Raw genomic sequence first — 13,796 nt, 5'->3', positions numbered from 1 at the left:
TCCTTACCGTCGATAGATCGCTGTAGGCGCTACTTGGCGTAATTTCTTTTCTCTATTTTTGGTGTGCTTGTTCAGCAGCAGGATGTAAGTCTGCTCAGGAAATTCCATGCCATCGGCAATCTGATCAATAAATTTTTGATCGACCTGATCGCTGTTGGTCTCCCAAAACCGCTGCTGGCGCTTCACCGCCAATACATAAAAAGCTTCTTCGGGAAAGTAATGCATCACTTTCCGCACCAAGTATGCCTCTTTCAATTGATCATACCGAGCTAACTGCGTTACCAGAGATTTAATCGCCTCCGCTGAGTAATCATGGGCTTGAAATTCGTCACTGGCTTGTACAGAAGAGCGCTCTCGTCGGGCCAACATCAGGGTTTCGTAGTGCTGTTCCGCCCGTTTCTGATAAATCTGAATTTGCTCTGTTTGCCCTTGCTGGTACAAAAAATTCAGAATCAGTTCGTATCCCGATGAGGCCCAGTCGAACCGAGCCGCGATCGCCTTTTCGATGTGCTCAATGCCTGCTGCTTCTTGCTGCTCTAGCAACACTTGCCCGAGAGTGTAATGAGCAGCAGCATGCTCAGGGTCCATCGTCAGCACTGCTTCTAACAGAGGAATTGCAGCGGCTGAGTCCCGGACTTCTAAAGTTAATCTGGCTCGCTCCCAAGCTGCTTCTAGCGTCAAAGGCTGACTTTGAGCTTGGGTTTCTAGAACTTGCAACTGTTTCTGGCATTCCTGAAGGTGGGCATATCGCTGCCGCCAAGAAGTTGCCATCTGCTCCTGCCATTGGCGATCGAAATGAGCTGTGAGCTGAGTCAAGGTTGACCCTAACAGCACTCTGGCAGCACTGACCGATACAGGCTGGGGTAGTGTCAGGGGGTGATCAGGTGAGAGCGAGACACCTAGGGCAGAAAGGCGATCGCTGAGGCAAGGATGGGTATCGGCATAATCAGTTTTACAGGCTAGGGCATGGTTGAGCCATTGCTTAGCAGTTGCAGGCTCCGCAGGCTGGCGTAGGGCTGTGGTCAAGTTGGTAAAGGCGGTGGCAGGTGGCTCAATCTGCTGCTCTACCTGTTGGTAAATTTTAGGCCAATAGGCACTTTCCAAGAATTGAGCTTGAATATTCACGTTAATCAGGGCAGCGGCAGCATGATTTGCTCCTGCTAACTCGGCGGCACAGCGATCGGCTTCATATTCGTTATTGCGGGCGAGGACAAACGAATAAGCATTAAAGAACGGCGCATGCCAGTTAAAAAATCGTTCAAACAGGAACCAAGAACCCTGCTGTTCGCTGTGCTGTAGTCGCTCAAATAGTTGGGCATAGGTTTTACGAACACGATAGATCCAACCTGAGAAGCGACTGTGATTCCCGGAGAGGTGACCCAGTTCGTGAGCCAGCACTGCCCGGAATTGCTCTAGGGAAAGGGCTTGCAGCAACGGCAGACCCAACAGCAAGTAATTTTTTTGCCAACCCAACATGCCGAGGCGAGGAACTTGCGCGACAGCCGCGTTGAATTCCTCGGTCACTAACACATGATGAAAACGGGGAGCTTGTAGTTTTGTGGTGAGTTCGTCTAGCAGCGCGAACAGTTGGGGAGCCTGCTGTCGAGACAGAGGTAAGCCTGTAGGTGGTGGAAAGGTGACCCAGAGCGATCGCAGCGCAATTAAAGCTGGAATCAAGACCAGAATTGCCAGCTTGATCATGGCGGTATGAATACGACCGCTGAAAATCATGAACCAAGCGATCGCCGCAAACACAGCCAATAGCCCAGCAATTACAGCAAAGATATAGACATATCCTAGGACTGCCAACAAACCCACTCGCATTCTGTAAGTGGCAGGCTGCTGGCGAGCCAATTTTTCTAAACGCTGGATTAATGCTTCAAACTTTTCTTCTGTCCAAGCCATAGCCCCTCTTTCGCCTCAGCAACTGAAGACTGTAATTGGAAATCCTCCATCAGATTTCCCAGCCAACTCTTCAATTCAAGTAGGCGGATTTACTGAATTGGTGGTGCATTGATACTGCTGAATGGGGCTGCGATCGCCTTAACCCATCAATCGTGCTTGATAGTGATAGTTCACAAAATCAATCGGGCTAGCTGAATCACAGCCAATTTTGGGAGCCGCGACTCTCTATAATTAAGAAAATGCAATAAATTGAGTACATAACAGACCGTGCCCATCCGCCACGCTTAGTGACGAGTTGTAGCGACGATTCGGAGAAAAATTTCTTCGTGATGCGCTGCTGACTTGCCATTAACCACAAACCACTGATAGGTGCGGTTGCCGAAACGACGTAAAGGGGAGACTGCTCACCGATGGCAAAGATTGAAACCCGCACAGAACCCATGGTTTTGAACATGGGGCCTCACCATCCCTCCATGCATGGTGTGTTGAGGTTGGTTGTTACCCTGGACGGGGAAGATGTGGTGGACTGCGAGCCAGTGATTGGCTACTTGCACCGTGGCATGGAAAAAATTGCCGAGAACCGTACCAACATCATGTACGTCCCTTACGTCAGCCGTTGGGACTATGCAGCCGGGATGTTTAATGAAGCGGTGACGGTGAATGCTCCCGAGAAGCTGGCTGATATTGCCGTACCCAAGCGAGCCAGCTATATCCGCGTGATCATGCTGGAGCTGAACCGCATTGCTAACCACTTGCTGTGGCTTGGCCCATTCCTAGCAGACGTAGGAGCACAAACTCCCTTCTTCTACATCTTCCGCGAACGGGAAATGATTTATGACCTGTGGGAAGCTGCGACTGGCTACCGCATGGTTAACAACAACTACTTCCGCATTGGTGGAGTTGCTGCTGACTTGCCCTACGGTTGGGTAGACAAGTGCGAAGACTTCTGCGATTACTTCCTACCCAAAGTGGATGAGTACGAGCGCCTGATCACCGACAACCCCATTTTCCGCCGTCGGGTTGAAGGCTTGGGCACCATTAGCCGCCAAGAAGCGATTAACTGGGGTCTTTCTGGCCCCATGCTGCGGGCTTCTGGCGTGAAATGGGACTTGCGTAAGGTTGATCACTACGAGTGCTACGACGACTTTGACTGGGATGTGCAGTGGGAAACCGCAGGCGATTGCTTTGCCCGCTACATCGTGCGGATTCGGGAGATGCGTGAATCGGTCAAGATTATTCGTCAGGCGATCGCGGGCTTGCCCGGTGGCCCCTACGAAAATCTAGAAGCTAAGCGGATGTCGGCGGGTCCCAAATCTGAGTGGAACGAGTTTGACTACCAATTTATTGGTAAGAAGATTGCTCCCACCTTTAAGATCCCCTCGGGCGAACACTACGTCCGAGTCGAGAGCGGTAAAGGCGAATTGGGGATTTACATCGTCGGGGACGACACGGTTTTCCCTTGGCGTTGGAAAATTCGGGCGGCTGACTTCAATAACCTACAAATTTTCCCCCACATTGTCCGTGGCGTGAAGGTTGCGGATATTGTGGCAATTTTGGGTAGCATCGACATCATTATGGGATCGGTCGATCGCTAACTCTCCAGTCATACATTAGTTTCTACGCTGTAATCCGGCAATCGCATGGGGTGGGTGAACAACCTGCTCCATTTTTTTGTGGCTTTTCCTGTAGCTAGTTCAAGTCAAGGTTCAGTAATGTTCCATAGGTTCACCTAGCTGGGTGAGGCGATCGCTCCCGTGAAAGTCATAGAACTTAAGTATTAATTCTTAGTTCAGCACTCAATTTCAACAGCTCTATGGTTCTGAATCAACGCTACGAGTTGGAGCTGTTAGCCAAGCAAGATTGGTTGCGATTTGGACAGCGTTGGTGCCGTTGACCCATTGAGCCGATTCCCCCAACCCTGGCTTTAGAGAGGTTTTTGACTAATTATGGTCAAGCTTGAAACCAAAACCGAACCCATGATTCTCAACATGGGGCCACATCATCCTACCACTCACGGCTGCTTTCGCTTAGTCGTAACTCTGGATGGCGAAGAGGTGGTAGATTGCGAACCCGTGATTGGTTATCTGCATCGCGGCATGGAAAAGATTGCTGAGAACCGTACCAACCTCATGTACGTGCCCTACGTCAGTCGTTGGGACTATGGGGCGGGCATGTTTAATGAAGCCGTGACGGTGAATGCACCCGAAAAGCTGGCAAATATCCCAGTGCCCAAGCGCGCCAGCTATATCCGGGTGATCATGCTGGAACTAAACCGCATTGCCAATCACTTACTGTGGCTGGGGACGTTCGCGCATGATTTAGGATTGGGTACCCAACCGATTTGGATTTTTCGCGAGCGAGAAATGATTTATGACCTGTGGGAAGCCGCGACTGGTTACCGCATGGTCAACAACAACTACTTCCGCATCGGGGGAGTGGCCGCTGACTTACCCTACGGTTGGATAGATAAGTGCCAAGACTTTTGTGATTATCTGGGGCCACGTTTAGAAGAGTACGAGCGGGTCGTAACCAACAACCCAATCTTCCGCCACCGGGTTGAAAGTGTGGGCACGATTGGTCGAGCCGAAGCGTTGAACTGGGGACTTTCTGGCCCCATGTTACGAGCGACTGGCGTGAAATGGGATCTCCGCAAAGTTGATCACTATGAGTGTTATGACGACTTTGACTGGGACGTGCAGTGGGCGACAGAAGGAGATTGCTTTGCTCGCTACCGCGTCCGTTTAGGGGAAATGCGCGAGTCGATCAGAATCTTGCGCCAAGCGATCGCGGGATTACCCGGTGGCCCTTACGAAAACCTAGAAGCCCAAAGAATCACTGCAGGCCCAAAATCTCAATGGAATGAGTTTGACTACCAATTCATTGGCAAGAAAATCGCTCCCACCTTTAAAGTTCCTGCCGGAGAACACTATGTCCGAGTCGAGAGCGGTAAAGGTGAATTGGGTGTCTATTTAATTGGGGATGATAGCGTTTTCCCTTGGCGTTGGAAAATTCGCGCCGCTGATTTCAACAATCTGCAAATCTTGCCTCACTTACTACGTGGAGTCAAAATCGCTGACATTATGGCAATTTTGGGCAGCATCGACATCATTATGGGTTCAGTCGATCGCTAATTCATGTGGCTCACTGCATCAGAAAATGTTGATGGTTCCTATAGTGGCTTCTAGGAGAGTTTTTTAGCTTGGCCGCAGAAACATCTCCCAATCTCAGGAAAACGCATTTTTGTAGCAGAGGCAGTCATGAATTCGATTGGATACCGTTTGGAGCAGTACACAATCAAACGCCCTCAAGAAGTTTTGATTGTCCATGCCGAAGTTGAGGGAGAACCAGATGAAATTACGATTTTTAAGGGTTTTTCTAGTTCCCTCGTGCGCCCTACCGCTTTTGATCCCGAAGTACCGATGTTACCGGAGGGGGCCAAAATTGTGGCGATCGATCGCCTAAAAAGCCCTTATACACCGCAGTCCCCGGTTTATTTAGCCCAAGGGCTAACTTGGGAGCAGATGCAGGTTTTGTTATCCCAGGTAGGCGTTTAGATGGCTACTTTACGTAAAGATAACTAGTTAATTTTAAGAATCGGTGAATTCCTTACGGATTTTCCGTAATTCCTCCGAAGGAGGGTGAAGATACGCTCTAACCTCTTTCTGTGCCTCAAGGCCTATGCAGGTTCAAAACCCCAGTTCTCCTCACAGCTACGAAATCGCGGTGCCTCAGCCGCATCTATCCAAGCGATCGCTCACTTCCGAAGCAAGTTTTCAGAGGGTGAAACAGTGGGTGCATGGTGCGAGCATTCGTCGCAAAATTGGTTCTGGCTATGCAGTCGCGATCGGGGTAGCCCTGCTAGGCACAACTGCTGGGTTAACCGTGGGGGACTACTACCAAAATCAAGCGCAGAAACAACTCACTCGTGCTGTGAAGCAAGAGCAACTGCTGAGTGAGCTGCAACGAAATGTACTGCATATGCGCTTGCACCACCACGAGTTTGTGCCGCTCCTAGAAAAACCCGCACTGTTTGAGGCCAAGCACGATCATTTCCTCAGCCATATTGATAAAACTCAGAAGATTCTGCCAAGCCTGCAATCTGTAGCTGCAACTGAGAATTCACTTACTCTCACCCAATTTTTGCAATCAAGTCAGGGGATCGTGCGTGACTACTTCCAGCAAATGGAGGTGTTTCTGAGGGAGACAAATCCCCAAGAGCTTTCAACTACAGAACTCAAAGCTAAGCAGGCTTGGTTGCTTCAGTTTTCTACTAGCGAAGCTTCGCTCAAGTTTGATGGTCTTTTAGATAACTTAGTTCAACTGATTGAAAGCAACCGTCAGGAACAGCAGCGGGCAGAAGTGGCTTTAGCCGATGCCAAAACCCTGCGGACTGAAATCATTGCCCTAAGCATGGTGCTTTCCGTTAGCATTGCGGCTATTTTGGCAGTTTTGACGAGTCGGGCGATCGCTCGTCCCCTAGAGTCTGTCACCAAGGTAGCTCAGCGAGCCACTAAGGAATCGAACTTTGAGCTGCAAGCGCCCATTACCACCCAAGATGAAGTCGGCTTGTTAGCAGCGGCCTTGAATGGGTTGATGCAGTGCGTCACCGAGCATACCCACGAACTGCAAACCGTACATCAAACGCTAGAGAAACGAGTAGAAGAACGCACAGCAGAACTTTGGCGCAAGAATGAACAGTTGGCAGAGGCTCACGACCATCTGCAACAGTTGAATGGCGAGCTGGTATCTCAAGCTCATGAGCTACATCAAGCCCTGCAAGAGCTACGTCAAACCCAAGCTCAGTTGATTCAAACCGAGAAAATGTCGAGCTTGGGCCAAATGGTGGCAGGATTTGCCCACGAAATCAATAATCCCATTACTTTCGTGGCAGCCAACCTCAACTATGCCAACACCTATATGACGCAATTGATTAGCCTGGTGCAGCTTTATCAGCAGCAATATCCTCATCCTCCTGCGGTTCTCCAAGCACAAATTTCTGACTTAGATGTTGGGTTTGTAGTGGATGACTTGCCTAAAGTTTTGGCTTCGATGCAAGCGGGAACCGATCGGATTCGCCAACTCGTTCTGTCGCTGCGCAACTTTTCGCGCTTAGATGAAGCAGAGATGAAGCCAGTCGATATCCATCAAGGCATCGACAACACACTGTTAATTCTGAATCATCGGTTGGCTCCAGAGATTTCAGTTGTCAAGCAATACAGCGAGCTGCCCTTAGTTGAGTGCTATCCAGCGCAGCTCAATCAAGTGTTCATGCATCTGCTAAATAATGCGATTGATGCACTGGTATCTGATGCACTGGTATCGCAATCAAGTCAGGCGAGGAAGCAAATTACCATTGAAACTGAGGTACTGAAATTTAATCAAATAAAAATCTGTATTGCAGATAACGGTCCAGGTATTTCCAGCGAGTTCAGTAGCAAACTATTTGATCCGTTCTTTACCACCAAACCCGTGGGACAAGGCACAGGATTAGGCTTAGCGATTTGCTATCAAATTATAGAAAAGCATCACGGCAAAATTGAGGTTGCTTCTGAGATAGGGCGAGGTGCAAAGTTTATGATTACCTTGCCAATTCAAGCGATTTCTTCTGCTAATTCAGCGGCATTGCCAGCGAAGGAATTTGTTGAAGCGATCTAAATCAAGCTAGGGACGACCCAAGCCGCTCCTCAATGACTTTGCAGATGCAGGTTACAACCCTAATCCAAGTGGCGATCGCGTTTTAGATCGTGCTTGCACTAGCTAATACGACACATACAGCAAAGCCGTCTATTCCTTGGTTTAGGGTAATAGTAATGTTCAAACTTTACTATTTGACTAAAAAATATTTTTCTCCGGAAATGCACTCGGTAGCGCGTTACTTAAACGTATAAACTGAATATTTTGAAAAATCCTACAGATTCATAGCTGGACTGTACACTTTATGCTCTTGGCAGTAGAGCAGCCTCTGAGGGAAAGTGCTATTCTCCACTGTGAGTGTGTTGTGAGTGGAGTGCTTAAATTTATGGTCACATCCCCTGCCCGGACGCAACGTCCTAGCTTAGCTTCGATTTCGATTTCAAAGGTACAGTCTGCCCCCTCTGAGCCCACAATTCAAAAACAACCGCTTCAACTCAACCTACCAGCTACTCCGCTATTTGGTACTGATGGGATTCGAGGCCATGCGGGTGATTTGTTGAGCGCTCCTTTAGCGCTACAAGTGGGTTTTTGGGCAGGTCGTGTATTGCAATCTCACACGACGACATCAGGCCCGATCATTTTAGGTCAAGATTCCAGAAATTCTAGCGATATGTTAGCGATGGCGCTTTCTGCGGGCTTGACCGCTGCTGGCCTAGAAGTCTGGAATTTAGGACTGTGCCCTACTCCCAGTGTTGCTTATCTCGCTCAAACCACCGGGGCACTGGGTGGTGTCATGATCTCAGCCAGCCACAATCCTCCAGAAGATAACGGCATCAAGTTTTTTGGCCCGGATGGAGCCAAGCTAACCCTAGCAGTCCAAGCTCAAATTGAAGCGGCGATCCGGGGTAATGCGGTAGATGTGAAGCCGCAACTCCAGGGTGGCGATCGCTGGGGACAGCACTACCATCGGCCAGAACTATTGAGCAAGTATGTGGAGTCGCTACACAAGCCGCTACTTCCAGCCGTGAACTTGCAAGGTATGCGGATTGTCTTAGATCTCGCTTGGGGCGCAGCCGCGAACTTAGCGCCTGAAGTATTCACGGCGATGGGTGCTGAGGTGATTTGTCTTCACGACAGTCCAGATGGCGATCGCATTAACGTTAACTGCGGTTCCACCCATCTTGACCCGCTCCGTACAGCAGTGAAGCAGCATAACGCTCACATCGGCTTTGCCTTTGATGGTGATGCCGACCGAGTCCTAGCCGTGGATGCTCAAGGCCGCACTGTGGATGGAGATTACATTCTATATTTCTGGGGCCAAACGTTACGTCAAGCGCAAGAGTTACCCGGCGATACCATCGTTTCGACGGTAATGGCAAACTTGGGCTTCGAGCGGGCTTGGGAAAAACAAGGCGGTAAACTGCTGCGTACTGCCGTGGGGGATCAATATGTCCATGCTGAAATGCTGCGTCAAGGTGCCATGCTTGGTGGCGAGCAGTCGGGTCACATTCTCTGTCGGCACTATAGCGTCAGTGGGGATGGTCTCCTAACTGCTTTACACTTAGCAGCACTGGTGCGAGGGGCAGGTACTTCTTTGGCAGATTTAGTCGATCAAAGCTTCCAAACTTATCCCCAGTTCTTAAAGAATGTGCGAGTTGAGGATCGCGATCGCCGTTTGAACTGGCAAAACTGTGATGGTTTGCAGAGTGCGATCGCTCAAGCCGAAGCCCATATGGGAGACCAAGGCCGAATTTTGGTTCGAGCCTCTGGAACCGAACCTGTGATTCGAGTCATGGTAGAAGCGGCTAGTGCCGAGTTGGCAACCCACTGGGCAGATAATCTAGTTCTAGCCGTACAAGAGCATTTGACTTAGCACTACTCAAAGTTTATTTTTTTGGCAGCACTGGTAGCAGCTCGATAGTTTGCTAGGAAATAGAGGGTTGTTGAAGGCAGCGAAAGCTACTACAGCAACCCTCTATTCTTAGATTTGCCGAGTCTGATCTTGACAAAGGCTTTTTTGCATGCAGAGATCACATCGATGTTAAATTTTTCCAAGGTCAATAGGGTCAGTTGTTTAAAGCCTTCTTAAAGCCAAGCCAAACAGTCGCCGAATCAGAAGCCCAGATGCCACAATTGGTAGGCCACTCTCCCTAATACTGATGCCGATACCCTAGCTGTTTCTCAACTTTATTTGGGGTTCTCGCAGAAAGAATCTACGCAATTGGTACAACCCTCTAAATTGCCACTGAAACTACCGCTAGTTTCTCCGCCGGAAAATGCCACTAATTGATTGACCTAATTAGTTGTGGCTCCGCGTCGAGGCTCCGAGTCAAAGTTAAGGAGAGGATCAGCCTCATAGTTTTGCTATGCCCAAATCAAAACTGAAGTCAAAGCAAAAAGCTCTCAATGACGAAGCTCCGCTGCTAACGATGAAGGAGCGGTTGGCTCAGAAACGAAAAGCTGCCCAAGCCCGGAAAGAACTCGTTAACTACACAATTTTTGCCCTTTTACTGTGTGCCGTTGCGGGCTTATGTTTCGGTGTAATTAATGAAGACCCGAAGCCAGGAATTGGCTTAACTGTGGGTCTGCTTTGCCTCAGCCTGTCATTTAAGTATCCGCGTCAGGCAATGTGGGGATTTCTCATCTACCTACCCTTTGGCGGAACGATCACCTATGCGATTGGCAATAGCCCTTTGCTCCAGTTGGCTAAGGACGCTTTCTTTATCCCAGCTCTCATTGGCACGATTCAGTACTGTCGGCGCGAGCGTCTGCCTTTTCTAATTCCTAAGCAGCTCATGCCAGCATTGGGAATTCTGTTGGCCTATTGTTTACTAGTTCTAGCTTTTATTAACGGCTCGCAACAGATGGCGGCTAATGGAGCCGAGCAGCCATTTGCAATGGGAATTTTGGGCCTCAAGGTTTTGATGGGCTATATCCCTTTAATCGTCTGTGCTTATTACTTAATCCGAGACAAAAAAGACCTCCATTTCCTGCTGCGCCTACATGTTGTGTTGATTTTGGCATGTTGCGGTCTTGCCTTCATTCAATACACTTTCCTCAAGACAGGCCGTTGTGCTGGAACGGTAGCCTCGGGAGCATCTCTCTTCAAAGCCTCTCTAGACGCAAGATGCTTAGTCGGTGGCTCTCTGCTATATAGCCCTGAGCATGGGCAGATCCGCCTACCTGGAACCTTTGTTGCCCCGTGGCAGTGGGGTTGGTTCCTCATTTCCAGCGGGTTTATCAGCTTTGCGGCGGCCTTCAGCGATCCCTCGTTTGTTTGGCGAAATGCTGGGTTATCAGCAATGGCAGCAACCTTCATTATGTCTACCTTATCGGGCCAAAGAATTGCGTTAGCACTGGTACCAGTGACCACAGTGATTCTGCTAATCCTCACGGGGCAAGTCGCTAACCTCAAGCGCTTTATTCCCATAGGCGCAGGCTTAGGTCTGATTTTGAGCGTTGCGATGGCAGCCAATCCGGAGGTTGTCCAAGAGCGGATTACTAGTTTTCAAGGACGATGGGAAGCTTCACCTCCTCAAGCCTTCATCATGCAGCAGTTTGAATATGCCGCAGAGCGATCTGGTTTTTTAGGCAGGGGTTTGGGACGAGCTACGAATGCGGCCCGTTCTTTGGGCAACTCGGAACTCATTGAAACCTACTACCCTAAACTACTTTACGAAATTGGGCCGCTGGGAGTGCTGGCTTTTTTGGTAGTAGCGATCAGCTTGACCATTATTACATTCAAGGCTTATCGCTCTGTGCGCGATCGCAGTTTGAGAAGTTATGGAGCTAGCTTCTGGGTTTTCATTTTATTCATTAGCTTCAATACTTACTACTACCCCTTAGATGTGGACCCAGTGGCTGTTTACTACTGGTTTTTTGCTGGCGTGATTTTGAAGTTGCCAGAATTAGATCGCCAGGAAAAATTACTTAAAGAAGCCTCGGAGGATTTGGTTAATAAGAAGAAAGGTAGGCGATCGAAAAAAGCAGCAGCAACTTTATAAGGAACTCAACCACCGTGAATTGTGAAACTAAAGTGGTTAGAAAGAGATTAGATTGGATTGACCAAACCAAGGGAATTGCAATCTTAGCAGTTATCTTATTCCACTTTTTTCAAAACTACCCTGAGCGCTTTGATTTAGTCGTCGCTTTGGATCGAAATGGGGCTCGCTTCGGCTACGCTGCGGTTGATATCTTTTTTGTCATGGCTGGGTTTAATACCAGCTATGCTTTAGCCTCAGCTTTAAAGACAGCTAATTTAACTGAAATATCAGTAGATTGGAAATTGTGGTTAAAGAAGCGAATCTCTCGGCTGTATCCTACTTATTTTCTGGCAGTCGCATCTAGTTTGATGCTCTATCAGTGGTTCGGCCACTTAAAAATCAACTCAATTCAGAACTTTGTCTTGAGCTGTATTGGCTTGGCAGGTTATGAGTTTCAATCGATTAACCCTGGCTTTTGGTTTTTTACAGTCATCCTAGAAGCTTATTTGAGCATTCCTCTAATCTTCTATTTTTGCAGGGGTCAGACAGTCAAGATTTTGGAGTTAGGGATTTTAGTTGCTGCCCTAACCAAGGCTCTTTGTTGGGTTCTACCTCAAAGTTCATCGAGTTTCTGGTTTTTGTTGCAAAACAACTTCTTGGGTAGCTACTTTTTTCAGCTTTGCCTTGGTTTGTACTGGGGATTTGTTTACTTTGATAAGCAATCCTTTAGGAGAATTGATTGGTTAGCGGCTATTGGCACTTTAGCGCTTGGTGTTGTAATTTGTGCCGGAATGGTTTTGAGCAAAGTCAGCATCATTTATATGTTTGGGTTTGATGTGCTGCTTTCGCCAATTTTATTCTTGGGACTTTGTGTGCTTCTCCAATTCTTGAGCCAGTGGCGATCGCTACAGTGGGGTATGAGCTTTCTTTCGTTACTAGGACTTTACTCATATCAACTATATTTAATTCATCAACCGCTTTTTGTGGTGGTTTTGCGTAGACTCAATCAATTGCTTGATTTGCCCCCTTATCTTCAACTCGGCTTCTCTGTTTTAGTAGTAAGTTTATTACTTACTATTTATGGATTTTTATTTGTCAAAACAGAAGTTTTTATTCGCAAACAGACTAGAAAATTAGTGAGTAGTCAAGCTTAGATGACCAACCAAACTGAAACTGCAATGAAAAATTCAGATGTTATGGCTTGGCCTTTAATCTCGGTGATTGTTCCCACCTATTGTCGTGAGGAGGCTTTGCGAGACACACTAGTAGATGTCATGGCGCAGGATTACCCTAACTTTGAAGTGTTGGTGGTAGACCAAACTCGTACCCACGAGCCTGCGACTGAAGCCTACTTGGAGCAACTAGCCACAGCAGGCAAGATTCAGTGGTTCCGGGTGGATTGGGCGAGTTTACCAGGAGCGCGAAACTACGCTGTACGGCGTTCTACGGGTGACATTATTTTGTTCATTGATGACGATGTGCAGCTTACGCCTGGTTTTCTGGCGACGCATGCTCGCAACTATGTGGAACAACCAGATGTGGGGGCTGTGGCGGGTCGTGTCTTCGATCGCATGAAGCTGACTGAGTCGAAGAAAACTCGCGTCATTGAATATTTGCCCCCCGAAGCGATGGACCCAGGAATAGCCTGGTATCACATTGATTTGGTTCACACGATTAAACCTCAGCAAGTGTTGACCGCGAGAGGCTGTAATATGTCCTTTCGGCGGGAGTTATTTGAGCAGCATGGCCTGCACTTTGATGAGCGCTTTCGAGGTAGCGCTGTGCGAGAGGAGTCTGACTTTTGCTTGCATATTCGCCAAACGGGCTACCGCATTTGGTACGACCCAGAAGCTCATCTGGTGCATTTAGGAGAAGAAACGGGAGGTTGTCACGATATCAGCACGCGATCGCTGCAATATCAACTCACTTTCTACCACAACCACTTCTTGCTGGGGCTTAAGAATCTCACCCCGATCCAAGCTCTACGCTTGTTCACTCGCCTATTCGACTGTCACGTGCTAGGTCGGCCACCTTGCCACAAGAGCGGTTCTCCCTTAAAGATCCTGAGTCGCGCGGGGTTCTATTTCTTAGGATTTCTGAGTGCTGTTTGGACTTTGATTAAATCTATCTGGGATGATGGTCAAACCTATACACGCTTGGATCAGAACGCTAGAGTGACACAGGCACCCGTTGCCAACCAATCGTTAGATGAACAAGCTACAGCTGTTAGCTCAATGAAGTCTTAGAAGATTTGGTTCAGGCTAAAAGGTAAAG

At 48.4% G+C, this 13,796-nt stretch carries 10 protein-coding genes; 8 read left to right on the top strand and 2 right to left on the bottom strand.

Features of this window, described 5'->3' with window-relative positions; translation table 11 throughout:
• Positions 1–3: 3 nt before the first annotated feature.
• Positions 4–1,905 carry a M48 family metallopeptidase gene (locus H6F90_RS01520; RefSeq protein ID WP_190549605.1) on the bottom strand — a complete coding sequence of 634 codons (1,902 nt, stop codon included), beginning with the start codon at positions 1,903–1,905 and terminating at the stop codon, positions 4–6.
• Between the two features lie 196 nt (positions 1,906–2,101).
• Positions 2,102–2,359, bottom strand: a complete 258-nt coding sequence (locus H6F90_RS01515) for a hypothetical protein (protein ID WP_190549832.1) — start codon at positions 2,357–2,359, stop codon at positions 2,102–2,104.
• Between H6F90_RS01515 and H6F90_RS01510 the strand changes: the two genes are divergently transcribed.
• The 8 genes from H6F90_RS01510 to hpsN all read left to right on the top strand — a co-directional run bounded on the left by H6F90_RS01510 (position 2,316) and on the right by hpsN (position 13,768).
• Positions 2,316–3,500 (top strand): NAD(P)H-quinone oxidoreductase subunit H, encoded by a 1,185-nt coding sequence (locus tag H6F90_RS01510; RefSeq protein ID WP_190435752.1) that lies wholly within the window; start codon positions 2,316–2,318, stop codon positions 3,498–3,500. The genes H6F90_RS01515 and H6F90_RS01510 overlap by 44 nt on opposite strands.
• Before the next feature lie 351 nt (positions 3,501–3,851).
• Complete coding sequence (locus tag H6F90_RS01505; RefSeq protein ID WP_190549603.1) at positions 3,852–5,036, top strand: NAD(P)H-quinone oxidoreductase subunit H; 1,185 nt, start codon at positions 3,852–3,854, stop codon at positions 5,034–5,036.
• Positions 5,037–5,162: 126 nt separating this feature from the next.
• Positions 5,163–5,459 carry a hypothetical protein gene (locus tag H6F90_RS01500; protein WP_190549601.1) on the top strand — a complete coding sequence of 99 codons (297 nt, stop codon included), beginning with the start codon at positions 5,163–5,165 and terminating at the stop codon, positions 5,457–5,459.
• A gap of 124 nt (positions 5,460–5,583) precedes the next feature.
• Positions 5,584–7,560 carry a sensor histidine kinase gene (locus tag H6F90_RS01495; protein WP_190549599.1) on the top strand — a complete coding sequence of 659 codons (1,977 nt, stop codon included), beginning with the start codon at positions 5,584–5,586 and terminating at the stop codon, positions 7,558–7,560.
• Positions 7,561–7,924: 364 nt separating this feature from the next.
• The gene (gene glmM, locus H6F90_RS01490; RefSeq protein WP_190549597.1) at positions 7,925–9,412 is read left to right on the top strand and encodes a phosphoglucosamine mutase; all 1,488 of its coding nucleotides are present in this window, start codon (positions 7,925–7,927) and stop codon (positions 9,410–9,412) included.
• 493 nt (positions 9,413–9,905) lie between these two features.
• The gene (hpsL, locus tag H6F90_RS01485; RefSeq protein WP_190549595.1) at positions 9,906–11,543 is read left to right on the top strand and encodes a hormogonium polysaccharide biosynthesis protein HpsL; all 1,638 of its coding nucleotides are present in this window, start codon (positions 9,906–9,908) and stop codon (positions 11,541–11,543) included.
• Between the two features lie 32 nt (positions 11,544–11,575).
• Positions 11,576–12,676: an acyltransferase gene (locus H6F90_RS01480; RefSeq protein ID WP_190549593.1), complete on the top strand. Its 1,101-nt coding sequence runs from the start codon at positions 11,576–11,578 to the stop codon at positions 12,674–12,676.
• Between the two features lie 24 nt (positions 12,677–12,700).
• The gene (gene hpsN, locus H6F90_RS01475; protein WP_242024272.1) at positions 12,701–13,768 is read left to right on the top strand and encodes a hormogonium polysaccharide biosynthesis glycosyltransferase HpsN; all 1,068 of its coding nucleotides are present in this window, start codon (positions 12,701–12,703) and stop codon (positions 13,766–13,768) included.
• The last annotated feature ends 28 nt before the right edge of the window (positions 13,769–13,796 follow it).

This window comes from Trichocoleus sp. FACHB-591 (assembly GCF_014695845.1).
Taxonomy (GTDB): Bacteria; Cyanobacteriota; Cyanobacteriia; order FACHB-46; family FACHB-46; genus Trichocoleus.
The sequence above is the reverse complement of the archived record's forward strand: the minus strand, read 5'-3'. Positions and strand labels throughout refer to the sequence as shown.